The sequence below is a fragment of the Bradyrhizobium sp. LB13.1 genome (assembly GCF_054056815.1).
This window is the reverse complement of sequence record NZ_JBSRYQ010000001.1, coordinates 3347048-3367745: the sequence shown is the minus strand read 5'-3', so window position 1 is coordinate 3367745 and position 20698 is coordinate 3347048. Positions and strand designations below refer to the sequence as shown.

The 20698-nt window shown below is 64.1% G+C and carries 16 protein-coding genes and 2 pseudogenes; 13 read left to right on the top strand and 5 right to left on the bottom strand.

Going from position 1 to position 20698, the window contains the following annotated elements:
* Positions 1-85 precede the first annotated feature (85 nt).
* The gene (locus ACVWYI_RS15790) at positions 86-1261 is read left to right on the top strand and encodes a glycosyltransferase family 4 protein (RefSeq protein WP_456662550.1); all 1176 of its coding nucleotides are present in this window, start codon (positions 86-88) and stop codon (positions 1259-1261) included.
* Positions 1262-1291: 30 nt separating this feature from the next.
* A complete protein-coding gene (locus ACVWYI_RS15785; RefSeq protein WP_456662549.1) occupies positions 1292-2827 on the top strand; it encodes a glucosamine inositolphosphorylceramide transferase family protein in 1536 nt (511 codons plus the stop codon).
* A gap of 58 nt (positions 2828-2885) precedes the next feature.
* On the opposite strand, the gene ACVWYI_RS15780 is transcribed toward ACVWYI_RS15785, so the two are convergent.
* On the bottom strand, positions 2886-3809 hold the full coding sequence (locus tag ACVWYI_RS15780) for a LysR family transcriptional regulator (RefSeq protein WP_279659824.1): 924 nt from the start codon (positions 3807-3809) through the stop codon (positions 2886-2888).
* A 108-nt stretch (positions 3810-3917) separates the two neighbouring features.
* On the opposite strand from ACVWYI_RS15780, the gene ACVWYI_RS15775 reads away from it, so the two are divergent.
* From ACVWYI_RS15775 to ACVWYI_RS15725, 11 genes are all read left to right on the top strand, one after another.
* The gene (locus ACVWYI_RS15775; protein WP_247350212.1) at positions 3918-4241 is read left to right on the top strand and encodes a Dabb family protein; all 324 of its coding nucleotides are present in this window, start codon (positions 3918-3920) and stop codon (positions 4239-4241) included.
* Positions 4238-5317 (top strand): maleylacetate reductase, encoded by a 1080-nt coding sequence (locus tag ACVWYI_RS15770; RefSeq protein WP_354044141.1) that lies wholly within the window; start codon positions 4238-4240, stop codon positions 5315-5317. The genes ACVWYI_RS15775 and ACVWYI_RS15770 overlap by 4 nt, the downstream gene beginning before the upstream one ends.
* A gap of 4 nt (positions 5318-5321) precedes the next feature.
* Positions 5322-6695, top strand: a complete 1374-nt coding sequence (locus tag ACVWYI_RS15765; protein WP_456662548.1) for an amidohydrolase family protein — start codon at positions 5322-5324, stop codon at positions 6693-6695.
* Between the two features lie 20 nt (positions 6696-6715).
* Positions 6716-7618: an NAD(P)-dependent oxidoreductase gene (locus ACVWYI_RS15760; protein WP_456662547.1), complete on the top strand. Its 903-nt coding sequence runs from the start codon at positions 6716-6718 to the stop codon at positions 7616-7618.
* A 15-nt stretch (positions 7619-7633) separates the two neighbouring features.
* On the top strand, positions 7634-8518 hold the full coding sequence (locus ACVWYI_RS15755; protein ID WP_456662546.1) for an intradiol ring-cleavage dioxygenase: 885 nt from the start codon (positions 7634-7636) through the stop codon (positions 8516-8518).
* Positions 8519-8575: 57 nt separating this feature from the next.
* The gene (locus ACVWYI_RS15750) at positions 8576-9970 is read left to right on the top strand and encodes an FAD-linked oxidase C-terminal domain-containing protein (protein ID WP_456662545.1); all 1395 of its coding nucleotides are present in this window, start codon (positions 8576-8578) and stop codon (positions 9968-9970) included.
* A complete protein-coding gene (locus ACVWYI_RS15745; protein ID WP_456662544.1) occupies positions 9967-11493 on the top strand; it encodes a sugar ABC transporter ATP-binding protein in 1527 nt (508 codons plus the stop codon). Before ACVWYI_RS15750 ends, ACVWYI_RS15745 begins: the two co-directional genes overlap by 4 nt.
* On the top strand, positions 11486-12436 hold the full coding sequence (locus ACVWYI_RS15740) for an ABC transporter permease (protein ID WP_456662543.1): 951 nt from the start codon (positions 11486-11488) through the stop codon (positions 12434-12436). Before ACVWYI_RS15745 ends, ACVWYI_RS15740 begins: the two co-directional genes overlap by 8 nt.
* The gene (locus ACVWYI_RS15735; RefSeq protein ID WP_247444889.1) at positions 12433-13410 is read left to right on the top strand and encodes an ABC transporter permease; all 978 of its coding nucleotides are present in this window, start codon (positions 12433-12435) and stop codon (positions 13408-13410) included. Before ACVWYI_RS15740 ends, ACVWYI_RS15735 begins: the two co-directional genes overlap by 4 nt.
* Positions 13411-13451: 41 nt before the next feature.
* Positions 13452-14438 (top strand): sugar ABC transporter substrate-binding protein, encoded by a 987-nt coding sequence (locus tag ACVWYI_RS15730; protein ID WP_456662542.1) that lies wholly within the window; start codon positions 13452-13454, stop codon positions 14436-14438.
* 75 nt (positions 14439-14513) lie between these two features.
* A complete protein-coding gene (locus tag ACVWYI_RS15725) occupies positions 14514-14801 on the top strand; it encodes a YciI family protein (protein ID WP_456662541.1) in 288 nt (95 codons plus the stop codon).
* An 83-nt stretch (positions 14802-14884) separates the two neighbouring features.
* Here ACVWYI_RS15725 and ACVWYI_RS15720 read toward each other — a convergent pair.
* The 4 genes and pseudogenes from ACVWYI_RS15720 to ACVWYI_RS15705 form a co-directional block, all read right to left on the bottom strand.
* A pseudogene (locus ACVWYI_RS15720) lies at positions 14885-15221 on the bottom strand (nitrilase-related carbon-nitrogen hydrolase); the annotation flags it as partial.
* Positions 15222-15368: 147 nt separating this feature from the next.
* Positions 15369-16779 (bottom strand): annotated as a pseudogene (gene hydA / locus ACVWYI_RS15715) (dihydropyrimidinase).
* A 72-nt stretch (positions 16780-16851) separates the two neighbouring features.
* Positions 16852-18312 (bottom strand): PepSY domain-containing protein, encoded by a 1461-nt coding sequence (locus ACVWYI_RS15710; protein WP_456662540.1) that lies wholly within the window; start codon positions 18310-18312, stop codon positions 16852-16854.
* A gap of 11 nt (positions 18313-18323) precedes the next feature.
* Positions 18324-20669 (bottom strand): TonB-dependent receptor domain-containing protein, encoded by a 2346-nt coding sequence (locus tag ACVWYI_RS15705; RefSeq protein ID WP_456662539.1) that lies wholly within the window; start codon positions 20667-20669, stop codon positions 18324-18326.
* Between the last annotated feature and the right edge of the window lie 29 nt (positions 20670-20698).

The window sequence follows — 20698 nt, the reverse complement described above, 5'->3', positions numbered from 1 at the left end:
TGCTAGTCGGTGTCCGCGCGATGCCCGCATGGTAGCTACGGAGTCAAGAAGGTGAACATTTCGTTTCATCAGTGGGTCGGGATCCGTGCTCCATTACCAGCCAAACAAGGAGTTCGGCGAGACGGCTGCGACAGCACTCCCGCCGCCCGAGGGCAGCGGACGAAAGCTGCACGTGCTTCTCGTACAGACCCAGGCCGAGAACGCCGGTGCGCAGGAGATCTCGCGACTGCTTGGCGCCGGGCTGACCGCGCGGGGCTACCGGGTCACCAATCTGTTTTTCTTCCGCAAGTCGGATTCGTTCGATGAGCCGCCTGATACGGTCTATTGCGCATCGCACCGGCCGGGACATCCGCTGGCACTGCTGCAACTGCTGTGGACGCTCGGCCGCCATATCAGGGCCACCAGGCCCGACGCCGTTCTGACGTTTCAGCACTTCGGCAATGTCATCGGCGCCGGCGTGGCGCGCCTCGTCTGCCGCGCGCCTGTTATCGCCAATCAGGTTTCATCGGCGCTGTCGATGAGCTGGCCGGTCCGTGCGGCCGACATCGTCATGGGCAGCCTCGGCTTCTTCGACCGCATCACGCTCAACTCGCTGGACATGCAGCGCGAGTATTCGCGCTACCCGAGGGCTTATCGGTCGCGCATGGTGCATGTCCCGCACGGCTTCGACGACAAGGCCCTCACCCTGTCGAAGCAAGCTGCGCGACAGAAATTCAATCTGCCGCCGGATGCCGTCCTGCTCGGCTGCGCAGCAAGATTGCACCCGCACAAGCGGCTCGATGCGGCGATACGCCTGTTGCCGGATCAACCATCCTGGCACCTCGCACTCGCCGGCCAGGGAGCCGACGAGGCCCGGCTGACGCAGTTGGCGGATGAGTTGAATGTCTCGGACAGGCTGCATCTGCTCGGCGAAATCACCCCGCGGCAGATGGCGGAGTTTCTCGCCGCTCTCGACGTGTTTGTATTTCCGACCCAGGCAGAGACCTTCGGTCTGGCCGCTGTGGAAGCCGCGAACGCAGGCGTTCCCTCGGTCGTCACCGATCTTCCGGTCTTGCGCGAGGTGTTGTCCGTTGAAGGAAAGCCGACGGCGCTGTTCGTCGATGCTTCCGATCATACGAAGCTGTCGGCGGCCGTCTCCAGGCTGCTGACGGACCAACAACTGAGCGACGAACTGCGACAAAACGCCAAAGGCCTGAAGCTGCGCTATTCAGTGGATGCCATGGTGGAGGAATACGTTCGAATTCTCGGCCAGGTCATTTGACCGGGTCGCATTGAAACGGATTGGCTCGACATGATCATCGAGTTTCGTTGTGAAACTGAGCATGCGCGGCGGTGGATGGGCCGCGAGACGCTGTCGGTCGACGGCCGGGATGTACCGGTTCAGATCGCATGGACGGCAACGGCCGAGCCGCGCCCCACCGGTCTCGACGCGCTGTTCGAGCTCGAACGCTTGGTGTTGCACAAGGGCAAACACAGCGGCGCCGACAGGCTGAAGATCAGTCCGGAACGGATGCAGGCTCGCGCCGGTACGGCCGACATGATCGTCGATTTCACCGGCGCCGCGCGGGATCCGAACTGCTCCGCCCGGCAGTATCTTCGTCCGCTGTTCAACGGAGCCGCAGGCGAAAACGCAGCCCTTGCCGCCATTCTCGCCGGCGACCTGCCGGTGATCGAAATCGTGGACGAGGTCGACGGTGCAATCCTCGATCGCGGCCACCCCTCCGCCGAAATCGCGGCCGGTCTGAGCGGCGGCCTAGAAACGGTCATGGCGCGAACCCTGACCATGGTGGCGGCCATCCTGTCGGGAAGACCGCGCATCGTGCCGCAGCTGGCACGCCCGGCCCGAGCCGGCAACGGCCGCCCGCCAGCGGCGTACGTCGCGCGCGGCCTCGCCGTATCGATTGCCAAGGAGATCTATCGCCTGTGCTGCTATGCCCCGCATTGGCATGTCGGATGGCGCTTCAATGATGGCGCAGACGTCTGGCAGACCGGAGATCTCTCCGGCCCAGGCTGGAACGTCCTTGCAGATCCCGGAAACCACTTCTACGCCGATCCGTTCCCGATCACCTGGCAGGGGCGAACATTCGTCTTCTTTGAAGATCTCGACCACCGGGTTGGAAAAGGCATCGTGTCGGCGATCGAGTTCAACGACGCCGGCCCCGTCGGAGAGGTCGTCCCCGTGCTGGAGGAGCCTTGGCACCTCTCATATCCGTTCCTCATCGAGGACCATGGCGCGTTGTGGATGATCCCGGAGAGTTCGACCAATGGGGACGTCGCCATCTATAAATGCGTTCGGTTTCCGGACAAATGGGAACGGCACGCGACGCTGCTTTCGGGCTTCGAACTGGCTGATGCGACGATCACGCGGCACAACGGCTTGAACTATCTGTTCGGGGCCTGGCGCGACGGCACCGGCGGGTATTCGGATTCGCTGGCGATCTATTACGCCGAGCACCTCATGGGCCCGTGGTTGCCGCATGCCAGCAACCCCGTCCTGATCGACCGCGCGAGCACGCGACCTGCGGGGAATTTCATTACCGTCAATGACCGATTGTGGCGACCGGTCCAGGATTGTGCCGGCGGATACGGGGCAGCGCTCGCCCTGGCGGAAATCGTCGAACTGTCACCGACGACGTTCAAGCAGATCGTCTGCCACTCCCTGAGGCCCGGACTGGCCTGGCCCGGCAGGAAGCTGCACACCTTGAACAGCTGCGGCCGGCTCGAGGTGATCGACGGATCGCGTGTCCAACCCAAGACCCGCGCCTTCACGAGCAAATTTCCGTCGCGCGTTTTGTCGCCGCGGACCAGCGCAAACTCGGCACACTGATCGATCGGCCCGCGAATCAACTGCCGGATCATGGCGGTCGAAACTCAAAGCGTTCGTCTCACTTCGCCGCGTCGATCCAGATCCCCGGCTGCGAATGCTCGCGGATGTGGGTGACCAGAAAGTCGGAAAAGACCCTGATCTTGGCGGGCAGTCCGGCACGGTTCTGGTAAGCGATGTTCATCGTCAGCAGCGGCAGCTCCCAGTCCATCAGAACCGGGACGAGACGACCCGCCGCGATATCGCTTTGCACGATGTAGAGCGGCTGGATGAGAATGCCGAGCCCTGCAAGTGCGGCGCCGCGGATGACCTGGCCGTCATTGCTGTCGAGCGTCGGCGTGATGCGGACAGTCTGCGCGCCGTTGCCCTTGCGCAGCCGCAGCGAATAAGGATCGTTGGCGAGATTGTAGACCAGCATGTTGTGGCGCGCGAGATCGGCGGGCTGTTCCGGCTCGCCACAGCTTGCGAGATACGAGGGCGCAGCAGCAAGCACACGCCGCATCTGGCCGATGCGGCGGACGATGATGTTCGAATCCGGCTCCTGCTCGCGCGTCCTGATCGCCACGTCGATTCCGGCCTCGATGAAATCGGAGTACCGATTGGCGGTGGTGATCTGCATGTTGAGCTTCGGATAGCGCGCGCGGAAGGCCGGCAGCATCGGCGCCAGATAGATCACAGCAAAGGACAGCGAACTCGTGACCCGCAGTGTGCCTTGCGGCGACAGCGCGCGGTCGCTGACGATGTCCTCGGCCTCCGCCAGTTCGCTCAAGACCCGGCTGGAGCGCTCCAGCAGTTCCTGCCCCGCCTCCGTCAACCACAGCCGGCGGGTGTTGCGCTCGATCAGCCGGACCGCAAGCCGCTCCTCGAGCGCGCTGAGGTGGCGGCTCGCGGCAGCATTCGACATCCGCAGGGCTTCGGCAGCTTTGGACAGGCTGCCGAGTTCGGCCGTCTTGGCAAACACTTCGAGTTGGAGCAGGCGGTCCATTTTTTCGCAAATAGAAAAAGAGACTTGCGATTATTGGCCTTTATTTCCGCATCCCGCAAGTCAAAATGGCGCCAAGACAAGCAAGATAGCAGGCAAGGAAACAGGGAAATGTCGGGCCCGATCAGGCACATCGTGATGTGGCGGCTGCGCGGGGAGACGCCAGCGGAGCGTTCCGCCGCCCGGATCAAGGTCAAAACCCTGTTCGAGGGGCTGCGCGGCAGGATCGACGGCCTCACCCATATCGAGGTCGGCGTGGATGTCAGCGATGTCGACTACGCCTGCGACGTCGTCCTGTTCTCCGAATTCACCGACCACGCTTCGCTCCAGGCCTACGCCACCCACCCGGAACATTTACGGGTGCGCGAGGCGCTGGGCGACTTGCGGATCGGGCGCTTCCAGGTCGATTATCCCATCAAAGAGACCGGCGCATGATCGGTACGTTCACCTTTGAAAACCTGCCCTGCCGCGTCGTGTTCGGCAGCGGAACGCTGGCCTCGGCCAAAGCCGAGGTCGAGCGGCTCGGCGGCAAGCGCGCGCTGGTGCTGACGACGCCGCAGCAGGAGGCGCAAGGCAAGAGCCTGGGCGCGGCACTCGGCTCGCTCTATGCCGGCATCTTTCCGGGCGCCACCATGCACACGCCGGTCGAGGTCACGGAGCGGGCGCTCGCCGAGATGAAGGCATGCGAGGCCGACTGCGTCGTTTCGCTCGGCGGCGGATCGACCACGGGCCTCGGCAAGGCGCTCGCCTTGCGCACGGGTGTGAACCAGCTCTGCATTCCCACAACCTATGCAGGTTCGGAGATGACGCCGATCGTCGGCCAGACCGAGAACGGCCTGAAGACCACCGTACGCGACGCCGCCATCCTGCCGGAGACCGTGATCTACGATGTCGATCTCACTTTGACGCTGCCGGCGAGCCTGGCTGCGACCTCGGGCATCAATGCGATCGCACATGCAGTCGAGGCGCTCTATGCGCGCGACACCAATCCGGTCACGTCGCTGATGGCGGAAGAAGGCATTCGCGCGCTGGCACGTGCCCTGCCCGCCATCGCCGCCAAGAGTGACGACCGCGAGGCCCGCACCGAAGCGCTCTATGGCGCGTGGCTATGCGGCGTCTGTCTCGGCACCGTCGGCATGGCGCTTCATCACAAGCTCTGCCACACGCTCGGCGGCACCTTCGATTTGCCGCATGCCGAAACCCACACCATCGTGCTGCCGCATGCGCTGGCCTACAACGCGCCGGCCGTGCCCGATGCGATGGCACGCATCTCGCGCGCGATCGGTACTGCCGATGCGTCGCGCGGACTCTACGATCTCGCAAAGCGGCTAGGTGCAAAGCTTGCACTACGCGACATCGGCATGCCCGAAGACGGCATCGGCAAGGCTGCCGACCTGGCCGTCACCAACGCCTACTGGAACCCGCGGCCGCTCGAGCGCAACGCCATCCGCGACCTGATCGCACGCGCCTGGGCCGGCGAGCCGCCCGCCGACGTCAAAGCGGTGGCTTGATTCCATGCGGCGCACGCTGATCAAATCCGCGGTCATCATCAGCATGGATGATGCGATCGGCGATTTCAGCACTGGCGACGTGCTGATCGAGCGCAACCGCATCGTCGACGTGCGCCCATCGATCGACGTCGGCAGCAGCGCGGCCGAAACGGAGATCGTGGACGGCACCGGGCGCATCGTCATCCCCGGCCTGATCAACGCGCATATGCACACCTGGCAGACGGCGCTGCGCGGCTATGCCGCCAACTGGACGCTGCTGGAATATTTCCGCCGCATGCATGCCGGGTTCGCAACGGTCTTCCGGCCCGAGGACATTTATATCGCGACCTTGGTCGGCGCGTTGAACCAGATCAACCAAGGCACCACCACGCTGGTCGACTGGTGCCACAACAATCCGACGCCTGATCACACCGACGCTGCCGTGCGCGGCCTGATCGAGAGCGGCATCCGCGCTGCCTTCTTCCACGGTTCGCCAAAGCCCGAGCCGAAACCGGGCGAGCGGCACTTCTCGGAGGTGCCGCATCCACGCCGCGAGGTCGAGCGGCTGCTGGCGGGGCCCCTCGCCGACCGCGACGGCCTCGTCACGCTTGGGCTCGCGATCCTCGGCCCGCATTATTCGACGCTCGACGTCGCCATGCACGATTTCCGCATGGCGCGGGAGCTCAAGCTGATCGCATCGATGCATCAGGGCGGCGGTCCCGCGAAGACGCCTGATGGCTGGGAGAAGCTGATCGAGGCCGGCCTCGTCGGCGCCGGAATCAACATCGTCCATGGCAACGACCTGCCTGACGATCTGCTGGACCGGATGGTCGACCTCGGCGTGTCCTTCTCGGTGACGCCGGAGAACGAGATGATCCAGGGCCATGGCTTTCCGATTACCGGACGGCTGCTCAAGCGCGGGGTGCGGCCGACCATCGGCATCGATCTGGAATCCGTGCTCGCCGGCGATCTCTTCTCCGCTGCGCGCGTTGCGCTCTCGACGCAGCGATCGCTCGACAACGCCGAGTCGCGAAAGGTCAACGGCACCATTCCAGCGACGACCACGATCCCCGTCCGCGAGGCGCTGCGCTGGATCACGACGGAAGGAGCGCGCATGCTCGGCCGCGAGAACCAGATCGGCTCGCTGACGCCGGGCAAGCTCGCCGACCTCGTCATCATCAATGCCAGCGATCTCAACCTCGTCCCGGTGCACGATCCCGTCGCAACGGTCGTGATGCAGACGAGCCTTGCCAATATCGAGGCCGTGATGATCGGCGGCGTGTGGAAGAAGCGGAATGGGCGGCTGCTGGCCGACGGTCTGGAGGCAAAAAAGGAACTGCTCGTGCAATCCGGCCGGCGGCTGGTGCACGACATCGAACGACAGGGACACGCCGCCTGAAGGCGTCAAGGACAACAACAATGACAGACGCGCTAGAGAACATCGCTTTCATCGGGATCGGCAAGATGGGCCTGCCGATGTCGGTGCTCGTCGCCAAGGCCGGTTACGCCGTGACCGCGTTCGACCGGAGCGACGCACGGCTCAACGAGGCGCGCGCGCAAGGCATCTCGATTGCCGCTTCACCGGCCGAGGCCGTGCGCGGCAAGGCCGCGACCGTTACGTCGCTGCCGGACGACACGGCGTTGCGCGGCGCGATGCTCGGCCCGACCGGCCTCATCGCCGCAATGGCGCCGGCAGCCGTATTGATCGAGACCAGCACCGTGAGCGTCGAAGCCTCCACGGAAGTTGCAATCGCCGCGCAGGCGCGCGGCATTGCCTATCTGCGGGCGCCGGTCTCGGGCAACGCCAGCATCGTTCACACCGGCGCGCTGAGCTGCTTCGTCTCGGGCCCGAAGGACGCCTACGAAAGCGCAAAGCCGCTGTTCGCCGCCTTCACCCGCGCGCAGACCTATCTAGGGCCCGGCGAGGAAGCGCGATATGCGAAGCTTGCGGTCAATTTGATGATCGCGGTGTCGGCCGCCATGATGGCGGAGAGCCTGGCGCTGGCGCGCAAGGGCGGCATCGGCTGGCAGGACATTCTGAAAGTTCTCGATGACAGCGCGGTCGCCTCACCGATGGTGAAGTACAAGACCGCGCCGTTGCGTAACCGCGATTTCGACTCGACTTTCTCCTGCAAGCAGATGGCCAAGGATCTCGACTTGATCCTCGGCGCCGGCCACGCCGTCGGCGTTCCGCTTCAGCTCGCGGCTCAAGTGCGCGAAACCTATGGCTCGCTGGTGGCGCAGGGCGACGGCGACACTGATTTCATCGCGACCGTCAAGCACCTGGAACGATTGTCCGGGCTTGGCGAACCCAAACTCTGATCGGCGGAGGCACACATGCGTAACTTCGACGAGAACACGATCACCGACGCAGTGCTGGAGCGGATCGCAGGCGCGATCGATCCGCGGATCAAGCAGGTCAGCGAGGCGCTGGTGCGCCACCTTCATGCCTTCGTCCGCGAGGTGCGACCGACTCAGAAGGAATGGGAATACGGCATCGACTTCCTGACCCGCACCGGCCACATGTGCGACGACAAACGCCAGGAGTTCATCCTGCTGTCGGACGCGCTCGGCGTCTCCATGCTGGTCGACGCGATCAACCATCCGGTGCCGGAAGGCGCGACCGAAACCACGGTACTCGGCCCGTTCTTCGTGCAGGCCTCGCCCGAGAAAAACAACGGCGCTGATATCTCCGGTCCGATGGAGGGCGATCCGATGCTGGTGACCGGTTCGGTCTCGACCGTCGACGGACGGCCGCTTGCCGGCGCCGTCGTGGACGTCTGGCATTCCGACGATGATGGCTATTACGACGTGCAGCAGCTCGACAAGATCGGCGATCTCGCGATGCGCGGGCGCTTCCACACCGACCAGAATGGCCGCTTCAATTTCTGGTCGATCAAGCCTGCGGCGTATCCGATCCCGCATGACGGCCCGGTCGGCGACATGCTGGAGGTCCAGGGCCGCCATCCCTGGCGTCCCGCGCATGTGCATTTCATGATCTCGGCGCCTGGCTTCGAGCAGCTCGTGACCCATGTGTTCGTCGCCAGCGACCAATATCTCGACTCTGACGTGGTGTTCGGCGTCAAGGACAGCCTGATCCGGGAATTTGTGCGCTGCCCGCCCGGCCGTGCGCCGGATGGTCGCATGGTGGACAGCGAGTATTTTCATCTCAACTATGATTTCGGCCTGAAGCAGGTCGCGAGCAGCGCAAGAGCCGCTTAAGCTGAACGACGGCGGACCAGACAAGAGTCCGGCAACAGGGGCAGACAGGGAGCAAGGATGGGAGCGCGGGTCAGCACGAGCATATTGGCCGATCGCCTCACAGACATGATCGGCCTGCGCGCGAGCGTCGCGCGTGGCGTGCTCGATCAGCATGGGCAGAGCGAGTCGCATTATCGCAACCTGCCGCCCGACATCGTCGTCTTCCCTGAAACCACGCAGGAAGTCGCCGAAATCGTCAAGCTGTGCGCCGGTGCGAGTATGCCCATCGTGCCGTTCGGCGCCGGGACCTCGCTCGAAGGCAATGCGGCCGCGGTCGCGGGTGGCGTCTGCTTCGACTTCGCGCGCATGAACAAGGTGCTGACGGTGCACGAGAGCGACATGGATGTCGTGGTGCAGCCGGGAATCACCAGGAAGCAGCTCAATGCGGAACTGCGCGGCACCGGACTTTTCTTTCCGATCGATCCCGGCGCCGACGCCTCGATCGGCGGCATGACGTCCACGCGCGCCTCCGGCACCATGGCGGTGCGCTACGGCACCATGAAGGACAACGTCATGGCGCTGGAGGTGGTGCTCGCCGACGGCCGCGTGATCCGGACCGCCAGGCGCGCGCGCAAGTCGGCCGCCGGCTATGATCTGACGCGGATGTTCGTCGGCGCCGAGGGCACGCTCGGAATCATCACCGAGATCACGCTGAAGGTGCATCCGGTGCCGCAGGCGATCTCGGCCGCGGTGTGCAGCTTCGACACCCTGCACGAGGCCGTCGACACCGCAATCTCCGTGATCCAGTCGGCGATCTCCGTGGCGCGTATCGAGCTGCTCGACGACGTCATGATGCGCGGTATCAACGCCTACGCAAAACTCGGCTATCGCGAAGCCCCGACCCTGATCTTCGAATTCCACGGCTCCGAGACCTCCGTCGCCGAGCAGGCCGAGGCCGCGCAGGCCATTGCCTCCGACCATGGCGGCCATGGTTTTGCCTGGGCGAAAGCGCCGGAGGATCGCAGCCGGCTCTGGCACGCCCGCGACAACACGCTCTATGCGGGCCTCGGCTTACGCCCCGGCGCGCGTGCCGTGATCACGGATGTCTGCGTGCCGATCTCGCGGCTGGCGGAATGCCTGACCGAAACCCGGCGCGACGCGGACGAGCACGGTTTTACGGCGCCCATCGTCGGCCACGTCGGCGACGGCAATTTCCACATGCTGATCCTGATCGACCCGGCAAAGCCGGAGGAAGTCGAAGGCGCCAAGGCGCTCCAGGCCGGCATGGTCGCCCGCGCCATCGCCATGGACGGCACCTGCACCGGCGAGCACGGCATCGGGCTCGGCAAGATCGACTATCTCGCTGACGAACTCGGCGAGGCCGTCGATGTGATGCGGTCGATCAAGCAGGCGCTCGACCCTGATGGGCTGATGAACCCCGGAAAGATCTTTGCAAGCGGAGCGCGCGCATGAGCACCGCCGCATTGGCCGTTGAACCCACCTCACCTGCCCCGCTGCTGGAGCTGCGCGGCATCAGCAAGGAATTTCCCGGCGTCAAGGCACTCGACGACGTGTCCTTTGCCGTCTTCCCCGGGGAAGTCCATATGTTGCTTGGCGAAAACGGCGCCGGCAAGTCGAGCCTGATGAAGGTGCTGTGCGGCGCCTACCGCGCCGATGCCGGCGAGTTCTACTACAAGGGCGAGCCGGTCGCGATCAACTCGACCGCGGATGCGCAGAAGCTCGGCATTGCCGTGATCTTTCAGGAATTCTCGCTCGTCCCCCATCTCGATATCGCCCAGAATATCTTCCTCGGCCGCGAGCCGCGGGGGCGCATTCCCGGCACGATCGATCGACGCAAGATCCTCGCCGACGCCAGGCACGTGCTTGGCCTGATCGGGTTTGAGATCAATCCCTCCACCATTGTCGACAAGTTAGGGGTGGCGCAGCAGCAGATGGTCGAGATCGCGAAAGCGATCAGCCAGAACGCCCGCATTCTCGTGATGGACGAGCCGACCGCGGCGCTGTCAGACCGCGAGACCGAGCTGCTGTTCGCACTGATCGCGCGGCTGAAGGCCGACGGCGTCTCCATCGTCTACATCTCGCACCGCATGGCCGAGGTGTTCGCGCTCGGCGACCGCATCACGGTGCTGCGCGACGGCCGCCGCATCGACGGCGTTCGCCCTGCCGACGTCACGCCGGACCAGCTCGTCCGCATGATGGTCGGTCGCAACGTGGACATGACCTATCCGCGTAATTTTTCCGACAAGCCCGGCGAGCTGCTGCTCGAGGTCAAGGGGCTGAGTGCCTCCACCGGAATCTCGGACATCAATATCGAGGTGCGCCGAGGCGAGATCGTCGGCCTGTGCGGCCTGGTCGGATCGGGCCGCAGCGAGGTCGCGCGCGCCATCTTCGGCGCCGATCCCGTGAGCTCAGGCGAGATCTTCTTCGACGGCAAGGCTATGTCGGGCGAACCGGATCTTGCCGCCCGCCGCGGCATCGCGCTGATCCCGGAGAGCCGCAAGAGCGAGGGCCTCGCGCTGCTGCGGTCGGTCAGTGACAATCTGGTGGTATCGGCGCTGCGAAAGCTGTTCCCGAGCGGCCTGTTCGACCAGCGTGGCGCGCAGCGCACCTCCGACGGCTTGATCCGGCAGCTGCGCATCGCGACGCCAAGCGCACGCCAGACCGTCGGCCTTCTTTCCGGCGGCAACCAGCAGAAGGTCGTGATAGGCAAATGGCTGGCTGCGGGATCAAAGCTCTTCATCTTCGACGAGCCGACCCGGGGCATCGACATCGGTGCCAAGTCTGAAATCTTTGCCCTGATCGATCGCCTTGTCGCGGAAGGCGCGGCGGCGCTGATGATCTCGTCCGAGCAGGTCGAGATCTGCCATGTCTGCGACCGCGCCTATGTGATGCGCGAGGGGCGCATCGCCGGGCACCTGACGCGCAGCGAGCTCACCGAGGAGAACATCGTGCGACTGGGGATGCATCATGCGTGAGGCCGCGGTCGTTTCACAGTCCAATCCACTGCAACGCATTCCCGGCGTCGCCATCGTGCTGGTGCTTCTGATCGCGGTGTTCGGCGCCATCGCGCCCGGCTTCCTGTCCGTCGCCAACCTCTCCAACGTGCTGGTGCAGTCGACCATCCTGACCATGCTCGCGCTGCCGATGACGCTGATCATCATGACCGAGGGGCTGGACCTGTCGATGGGCGCGGTGCTGACGCTGACCTCGCTCGGCGTCGCCATCGTTTCGCTCGCAACCCACTCGATGCTGCTGGGCCTCGGCGCCGGCCTGCTGGTCGGCGCGGCCTTTGGCACGATCAATGGCTGGCTGGTCGCCATCCTCGGCATCCCGCCCTTCGTCGCGACGCTCGGCACCCTCGGCATGGCGCAGGGCCTGTCGCTGATCGTCAGTGACGGCCAGAGCGTGGTCGGCATTCCCCACAGCGTGCGCGACATCTATTCGGCGACGCTGCCGGGCATTCCGGTGCCGATCGTGATGGCGCTGGTGACCTATGCGGCGTTCCACGGCCTGCTCTATCACACCCGCTTCGGCACCTACATCTTCGCACTCGGCGGCAACCGGGAGGCGCTGCGCTATGCCGGCCTCTCGCCGAACCGGCTTCTGATCGCGGTCTACGCGATCGGTGGCGCCATGGCCGGCATCGCCGGCCTGCTGATGACTGCGCGCATGAATTCCGGCCACCCGACGGCGGGCCTCGGTCTCGAATTCGATGCGATCGCCGCCGTTGCGGTCGGCGGCACCTCGTTCGAGCGCGGCAATGGCTGGCTTCTCGGCACCTTGCTCGGTGTCGTCTCGGTTGGTGTCTTACGCAACGGGCTGAACCTGATCTCGATGCCGTCCTCGGTGCAAGTCGCAAGCGTTGGCGTGCTCGTCATCGTCGCGCTGTTTCTGGATGGCCTGCGGAGCCGCGCATGACCGACATCAGCAAAGACGCCATCGCGCCGCCGCGCTCGTTCCTGTCGCAGGACGCGATCCAGGTATTCTATCGCCTGCTCGCGGCGCTGCTGATCTGCGCGGTGCTGGCGGTGCTCAGCGATTCCTTCCTGAGCCTCGGCAACATCCTCAACGTGCTCAGGCAGGCGAGCCTGACCTTCTTCATCGCCTCCGGCCTAACCCTCGTGGTGCTGACCGCGGGCCTCGATCTCTCTGTCGGCGCCAATGTCGCGCTGTCGGCCTGCATCGCCGGCACCGTGATCCACAAGACCGGCTCGCCCGCGCTCGGCATCCTCACCGGGCTTGCCTGCGGCGGCATCGTTGGGCTCCTCAACGGAATCATGGTCACGGCGCTGCGCATCCCCTCCTTCATTGCCACCTACGGCATGCTCTGGGTGCTGAACGGCCTCACCTATTGGTACATGGCGGGCGAGACCCTGCACGGCTTCCCGGCGGGCTTCCGCCAGATCGGCAGCGGCTATCTGTTCGGCCTGCCGATCCCGGTCTACCTGCTGCTGGTGTTCCTCGGGATCGGAACGCTGTTTGCGCAGCGAACGATCTGGGGTCAGGAGATCTATGCGATCGGCGCCAATCCGGTCGCGGCACGGCTCTCCGGCATTCCGGTCGCGCGGCGCCTGCTGCTGGTCTACGCGGTATCAGGCACCATGGCGGGGCTCGCCTCGATCATCTTCCTGTCGCGGCTCAATTCGGCCGAGGCCGACATCGGCGAAAGCCTGACACTGCCCGCGATCGCAGCGGTGCTGATCGGCGGCACCTCGCTGTTCGGCGGCGTCGGCACAGTCTTCGGCACCTTTATCGGCGCGCTGATCCTGACGCTGGTGCTGAACGGCATGAACCTGTTGTCGGTCAGCGCCAACTGGCAGCCGCTCGTCACCGGCATCATCGTCATTCTCGCGGTCTGGCTCGACATGAAGACCCGCCGCCGCGCGCAATGAGTTCTGGAGTTCCAACAAGCAAAATGAGGGATGGAGACAACATGAATAAGAAACTGGGTTACCTGACGTATTATTTGACGCTGCCGCTGCTGATGGCGGCCGCGTTCACCACCGAGGTTCGCGCCGACGGCGAGACCATCGCCGTCTTCACCAAGAACCAGACCAACCCGTTCTTCCAGACGGTGCGGGTCGGCGCCGACAACATGGCGAAGACCCTGAACGCGAAGACGCTGCAGTACATTCCGACCAAGCCTGACTCTATCCCAGAACAGCTCAGCCAGATCGAAGACGTCGTGGTGAAGAAGCCGAGCGCCATCGTCTTCACGCCGGTCGACTACAAGGCGATGGTGCCGGGGGTTGAGAAGATCAACGAAGCCAAGATCCCCGTTATCAACATCACCGACCGCTCCGCCGGCGGCAAGTTCCTCTCCTTCGTCGGCGCCGACGATTACAGCCTCGGCCTCGAGACCGCGCGCTTCCTGCTCAAGACGTTGGGCGGCAAGGGCAACATCGTCATTATCGAGGGCGTCAAGGGCTCGCTGACCAATGTCGACCGCGTCCGCGGTTTCAACGACGCGCTGAAGGAAAACGCCGGCGCAAAACTGCTGGCCTCGCAGCCCGGCAACTATCAGCGACTCCAGGCGCTCCAGGTGATGGAGAATTTGATGCAGTCGAACGCGCAGATCGACGGCGTGCTCGCCGCCAACGACGCCATGGCGGTCGGCGCGATCGAGGCGCTCGACGGCGCCAACCGCAAGGCGCAGGTGATCGGCATCAATGGTACCAAGGAAGCGATCGACGCGATCAAGTCCGGCAAGCTGCTCGCGAGCGGCGACTACAACGGATTTTTTCAAGGCTGCCTCGGCACCATGATGGCGATCCGATCCTTGCGCAACCAGCCCGTCATCGCCGAAATCGTGCTGAAGCCGACCGTCATCACCAAGGACAATTACCAGCCGTTCGACGTGCCGCTGGAGCAGCGCAACTGCCCGACTTTCGAAGAAGCCGGCAAGCTCGGCGGCAAGTAAGCGTATCCATCAAGACAAACATGGACGGCCGCCGTCGCGGCCGTCCCAAGAATCCGAGCAGGAAACGGAGACATCATGCTGTTCGCTATTCACGCCATCGACCGTACTGGCGCACTGCCGACGCGGCTCGCCAATTACGATGCCCATAAATCGTTCCTGAGCGACACCTCGCGCTACGGCGTCAAGATCGTGATGTCAGGGCCGCTCGTCTCCGACGACGGCGAGAGGATGATCGGCAGCCTGTTCCTGATCGAGGCGCCCGGCCGCAGCGAAGTCGAAGCCTTCAACCGAGCCGATCCGTTTGCCACGGCCGACATCTGGGAAAAGGTCACGATCACCGGATTCCTGCGCCGCCAGGGCTGAGGGCGGGCAAAACCAAAAACGCGAAAACAACCCCATGCACAGTAGAACGAGGTCGCTTGCCGGTCTCGTCATAGCGATAGGGTGCCGACGATCTTTCCGGACTTGTCGGTGAGAAAGGCGGTGTTGAAGTGATGTCCATCAGGCGTCAGCTCCGCATAGCCGAAATTCATCGCCATCTGGTGCTGCGCCGCGCGCTCGAACAGCGGCCTGGTCGCCGCATTCGGCATCTCGCGCTCGAACCAGTTGTCGAACTCGGCCTGATCCTCCACATACCAGCGTGGGAAGAAGGTCGTGAGCGCCAGTTCCGGATAGACGATCAGGTCGGCGCCTTTTGCATTGGCTTCGTCCATCGGCGCGATCATGCGCTTGACCACGGCCTCGCGGGCCCATCTGGGCGGCGGCAACATTGACGATACGCATCAGTGAATTCCTGGTGATCCTTGGGTGAAGCCACGATCTCAACGACGTCCCGGGACGTGCAGCATAACGCAGCACCGAGTGGGCCCGGATCATCAAGGAGATTGGCATCGAGCCGATATGATCGGTCGCATCTGTTCGATGTGACGGTCAAACCAGGCTCGATTTGCCGCGGCTGAGTACCTCGCCTGCACCCTTGTCGCCGACGATCTTGCCCTGCTCGTACACCACGCGTCCCCCGTGCGACGGTGGTGACGGGCCAGCCGGTCACGTCAAAGCCTTCCCACGGCGTGTAGTCCGCACCGTGGTGCAGATCGGCCTGTCGAATCTTCCTTGTCAGTTTTGGGTCCCACAGCACGATGTCCGCATCGAAACCGATTCCGATCGAGCCCTTGCGAGGATAGAGGCCATAGATCCGCGCATGATTGGTCGCGGTCAGCTCGACGAATTTCTGCAAGCTGATGCGCCCTTTCGAGACGCCCTCGGAGAACAGGATCGGCAGCCGCGTCTCGACGCCGGGGATGCCGTTCGGTACCCAGCGGAACGAGGTGCGGGAATTCGGAGCGAGCTTGCCCTTGGGATCGTCGTAGCGGAACGGGCAATGGTCAGACGAGAACGTCTGGAACACGCCGGTAGTGATACCCTCCCAGATCGCCTGCTGGCTTTCGGCATCGCGCGGCGGCGGCGAGCAGACGTATTTTGCGCCCGTGATGTCCATGTTCAGGCCCTTCATGTCGTCAGCCGTCAGTGTGATGTATTGCGGGCAGGTCTCCGCATGCACCGGTAATCCGCGCTGCTGGGCCCAGCGCACCTGCTCCATCGCCTCGCGCCCGGAGACGTGGACGATCATGATGGGGACGCCGATCACCTCGGCATGGCTGATGGCGCGATGCGTCGCCTCACGCTCGACCGCCTGCGGCCGCGACGCGCCGTGATAATAGGGTGCGATGTGCCCCTCGCGCTCGAGCTTGGTGGTGAGGAAGCGGATGGCGTCATAACCCTCGCAATGGACCATCACCAACGCTTTCTCGCGGCGCGCCACGTCGAACACCTCAAGCAGCTGCTTGTCGCTGAGCACGAGATCGTCATAGGTCATGAACACCTTGAACGAGGTGTAGCCGTCCTTGACGAGGGCAGGCAGCTCCTGCCCGAGCACGACCGCCGTCGGATCGGAGATGATGAGGTGGAAGGCAGTATCGATGTAGCACTCGCCCTCGGCGAGCTTGCGGTAGTTCTCGACGCAGGTCCGGAGCGATGTGCCCTTCTCCTGGAGCGCGAAGGGCAGCACCATGGTGTTGCCGCCGGCAGCGGCTGAGCGCGTCGCCGAAGCAAAGTCGTCCGCCATTACCACGTCGGGGCCCGAGGGCTGCGAGATGTGAACGTGGCTGTCGATCCCGCCTGGCAGAGCCAGCAGCCCCGTCGCGTCGATCTCGCGCGACGCGCCGTCGATATGATCAGCGATGCTGACGATGCGGCCGTCACGAATGCCGATATCGGCGCGAAACTCGTCGCTGGCCGTCACGATGGTGCCGCCGCGGATGGCGAGATCGAGCTGCGTCACAGAGGTCTCCGTCCCTTAATGGCCCCATGTTTCGAGAATTCGGCCGGACGCGCAAGTCCCCGGCTATGCGTTTCAGCCGCTGCGGCCCGGCCCAATCGCTCGGACTGACAATGAGAACCGCAACCGGCGCCAGCCGATGACGATCCCGGTGACCGAGAACACCAGTCCCAACATACACAGTCCGACAATCAGGACTTCGCGCAGACGTGGATGCGCCATCAAGGCTGGAAAATCCAGCGTGTGCAGCGCGCCGTAGAACCAGCGATAAGCCCGCCGCGACGAATCCAGCCTTTGCAGCAAATTGCCGTCGGCACCGTCGATGTCGAACCAGAGGTCGCCGCAGCGCGAGCGGTAGACCGGGGCACCCGGGACGGTGGACTGCGCGGGATAGTCGTCGCTGTCGGCAAGTACGGACGGTACGGCGCAGCCGGCCGCGAGGCGCGCGGTCAGCCCCTGGAGCTCTTGCGCATCCAGAAATCCCGTTGATCTATCGCGGGGCGCATCGCCTGCCTCGATCAAGGTCTGGGCGGCAAGGCCCATCCGATCCCGCCGATAGAGATTGCCGTTGACGGCAAACCATTCGATTTCACGGGCCGACAGCGATATTGGCTGCCGATCGAGCGATGCGGCCGTCGTCCAATTCGGTGAAGCGTTCATCACGCCGGCTTCTGCCGAGGTCAGTTGCCCGCGCGAGAACAGCCGCCCGTGATCCATGGAGAGCCAGCCACTGAAAATCCATGTCAGCACGAAGACCGTCGCCGCGAGTCCGATGAGATGATGCAGGGCATGCCAGCCACGATAGGGTGAGCCGATCAGACCTCCGCCCAGCTTGATCCGCGTAAGGCCGAGCACAGCGCCAAGCAAAGCTGCGATCAGGGCCAGCAACGACAAGGTCCAGACCACGCGATCCCACAGCCACCAGTTGCTTCGCAGGATCGTTGGATAGATCCAGTGCAGCACGCTGCCGACGAGATTCCAGCCGCGCTCGCTGCGCGTCGTGTCCAAAACGATCTCGCCGGTGAGCGAGGAGACGTAGACCTCCGTTGCGGCGGCGTCGCCGAGAGCAATGCGAAACAAGGGCCGATGGCGGTCAAAGCCGTTCGGCACGCTCCATTGGTCATAGCCCGCGCGCGCGACAATCGCGGCCCGCGCGGCATCGAGTCCGCGGCTACGTGCATGATCTCGCGCGATAGCCAGTGCAATGTCGGAAGACGCGACCGACGCGTCGCCCCCATCGGCGGCACGAACTGCGCCTGCACGCGATGGCGCCGAGACGATATAGACCGGTCCGTCGCTGCGCTGGATCAGGCGAACGCGCGTCGCATCCCCGATCCCGCTCGCGGTCACCGCATCGGCAACCGCGATCCTCGCCTCTGCGCGATCCACCGGCGCCAGTCCGGCAAAGCGTTCCGCCTCCGTCAGGGACGGAAACGGAACGAAGTGCATCACGATTCCCGTCGCGAACCACATCGCAAACAGCAGGCAGAACGCGATCCCGAGCCAGCGATGCAACAGGACGATCGCGCTCATCATCGATCAGCATCCTACCATTTGAACGCAGCCGAGATCTCATAGGTGCGCGGCGCACCCAAGAGGATCTGGTCGGGATAGAACGGATCGCCCCAGATCGCATAACGCTTATCGGCGATGTTGCGCACACGGAAGGTCAGGCGGGCCTGGTCGACCGCATCGAACACCGTTTTGGGGATGTCGACGAAGGCGTAGACGTCCGCGACGGTGTAGGCCTTCATCGTCACGACGTTGGCATCGGTGTTGTAGCGGTCGCCGACATGGCGGCCGGTGATGCCGAGCTCCACCGGCCAGGGCGTGAAGAGGCGCCAGGAGGCGCCGGCGTTCGCGACGATGCGCGGCACATTCGGCGGCGTATTGCCGGAGAACGAGCCGCCGACAAAATTGTAATCGGCATAGCGCGCATCGACATAGGCGATGTTGCCCCAGAGACGCAGAGGCTCGATCGGCCGCACGGATGCCGCCAGCTCCACACCCTTCGACTCCTGCCGCCCGGCGAGGTTGAGCTGCATGCCGCCGGCCGCGGCATAGACGTTCTTGCGCAGGATGTCATAGGCCGAGAACGACCACTCTGCCCGGTTGTCCCAGAACAGGTGCTTGACGCCGGTCTCATAGGTGCGCGCAGTGGTCAGGTTGAGCGGATCGGTCGGATTGAGCAGGAAGATGTTGTTGGCGGCGATGTCGGCGCCGGTGGCGTACTGGCTGAAGAAGGTCAGACCCGGAACGGCTTCCCACGTGTAACCGATACGCCCCGTTGTCGGGACCCAGGATTTCGAGAACGGGAAGTTCGCGTTCTCTAGCCCGGACTTGTCGGTCGAGTTGCGGTCGAGCCCGATATGCTCGACGCGGAGGCCGCCGACGAGCGCGAAGCTGCGCGTCAACTTCAGCCGGTCCTCGAACGACAGTGCCTCGTTGTCGATGCGGGCGGTCTGCTGCCTGGTCGTGAGCAGGCCGTAATAGCCGCGGTCGGGATTGACCAGCGAGACATCGTCGTTCGGGAAGTTTGCCGCGCCCGGCCTGACGAAGTCGAGATAACTCGACGAAAGCGTCGTGACCAGTCGGTTGTCGAAGCCGGCGATGTTGGCATCCCAGATCAAGTCGGTGACGTTGCCGACAAGGCGCTGGCTGTGCGCGACATAGAAGCGCTCGCGATACACCCTGTTCGTCGTGGAATCGAACGCCTCGATCTCATTGTTGAACCAGGTGCGCTCCGCACCATAACCATAGGCCTGGCTTTTCAGCGTCAGGTCAGGCGCAAGCCTCAGCTCGAAGCCGCCGCGCAGCCACACCTCCTGCGCCACGTTTCGATTGTCGAGGACGTTGTAGTTGGTGTTGAAAGTGCGGTCGTCGATGGTGACAGCCCCAAGATCAGTCCTGTTGAAGTAATTACCCGAAACGATCCCCGTCGTCGCATGCGAGCCGCTGAAGGCGATCGGCACCAGCGGTGCACCCCAATAGGCTTTCGAACGGTCTTCCCGATACTCGATCGCGCTCCAGATCTTGAGACTGTCCGAAATGCGGTAGTTGAGCTGGCCGGAGACGTCGAGCGTCTTGGTGTTGGTGTCGTCGGCAAAGCCGTTGAGCGAAGCACGGCTGACGTCGAAGCGATAGTCGAGTCCCTGTACGTTGGTGCTGCCGCCCGAACCGTAATGCGCGCCGAACGAGTTCAGCGAGTCCCAGGAGAATTCGGCTTCGTTCCGGATTGGTCCGGTGTGCGGCTGCTTGGTGACGGTGTTGATCGCGCCACCGGCGGCACCTTCGCCCGAGATCAGCGAGGCCGGACCTTTCAGGAATTCCACTGCTTCGAGATTGGCCGTGTCCATGATCCGCGAAGTCATGTTCTGCGGACCGATCTTGATGCCGTTGTAGAGCATGTTGATCTGGCTGTTGGTGAAGCCGCGCATCGAGAACGCCGCGGGCTCGGCCGGGTTATCCCCTGAGGTGACGCCGACGGCGCCCTGCGCAACCTCGGAAACTGTGCGATAGCCCTGCTCGCGCATAGTTTTCGCTGAAATCACCTCGACGGTGGCGGGGATCTCCCGCACGGTCAGACCGAGACGCGAGGCGCTCTCGGCGACTGCATTGGTGTTGAGCGGCGTTTGCGCCGCTGCGGTCGGCACGACAGGCTTGGGCGCTGCGGATGCAGTCGCCGGCCGGCGAACTACTGCGCGGCGTGGGCTCTGCCCTTCCCGGGCGGCTGGCCTGGCCAGCTTGCGGGGATGAGCGGGCGATATCTCGACGGGCGGCAGAGGTTCGCGAACCGACTGCGCCATCGCGGCGGGCAGATCAAGGACGGCAAGGGATGTGAGCGCAGCGGACGCAAGGAATTTGCGCAGCCGGGTGGCATGGACGGAAAACATGGTTCAGACCTCGGTATGACGTCAGTGGC

Coding starts and splice junctions, on each gene's coding strand:
- ACVWYI_RS15785 (WP_456662549.1), top strand. CDS start 1,292: ATGATCATCGAGTTTCGTTGTGAAACTGAGCATGCGCGGCGGTGGATG.
- ACVWYI_RS15710 (WP_456662540.1), bottom strand. CDS start 18,312: ATGATGAGCGCGATCGTCCTGTTGCATCGCTGGCTCGGGATCGCGTTC.
- ACVWYI_RS15730 (WP_456662542.1), top strand. CDS start 13,452: ATGAATAAGAAACTGGGTTACCTGACGTATTATTTGACGCTGCCGCTG.
- ACVWYI_RS15740 (WP_456662543.1), top strand. CDS start 11,486: ATGCGTGAGGCCGCGGTCGTTTCACAGTCCAATCCACTGCAACGCATT.
- ACVWYI_RS15755 (WP_456662546.1), top strand. CDS start 7,634: ATGCGTAACTTCGACGAGAACACGATCACCGACGCAGTGCTGGAGCGG.
- ACVWYI_RS15745 (WP_456662544.1), top strand. CDS start 9,967: ATGAGCACCGCCGCATTGGCCGTTGAACCCACCTCACCTGCCCCGCTG.
- ACVWYI_RS15775 (WP_247350212.1), top strand. CDS start 3,918: ATGTCGGGCCCGATCAGGCACATCGTGATGTGGCGGCTGCGCGGGGAG.
- ACVWYI_RS15750 (WP_456662545.1), top strand. CDS start 8,576: ATGGGAGCGCGGGTCAGCACGAGCATATTGGCCGATCGCCTCACAGAC.
- ACVWYI_RS15725 (WP_456662541.1), top strand. CDS start 14,514: ATGCTGTTCGCTATTCACGCCATCGACCGTACTGGCGCACTGCCGACG.
- ACVWYI_RS15780 (WP_279659824.1), bottom strand. CDS start 3,809: ATGGACCGCCTGCTCCAACTCGAAGTGTTTGCCAAGACGGCCGAACTC.
- ACVWYI_RS15735 (WP_247444889.1), top strand. CDS start 12,433: ATGACCGACATCAGCAAAGACGCCATCGCGCCGCCGCGCTCGTTCCTG.
- ACVWYI_RS15705 (WP_456662539.1), bottom strand. CDS start 20,669: ATGTTTTCCGTCCATGCCACCCGGCTGCGCAAATTCCTTGCGTCCGCT.
- ACVWYI_RS15765 (WP_456662548.1), top strand. CDS start 5,322: ATGCGGCGCACGCTGATCAAATCCGCGGTCATCATCAGCATGGATGAT.
- ACVWYI_RS15760 (WP_456662547.1), top strand. CDS start 6,716: ATGACAGACGCGCTAGAGAACATCGCTTTCATCGGGATCGGCAAGATG.
- ACVWYI_RS15770 (WP_354044141.1), top strand. CDS start 4,238: ATGATCGGTACGTTCACCTTTGAAAACCTGCCCTGCCGCGTCGTGTTC.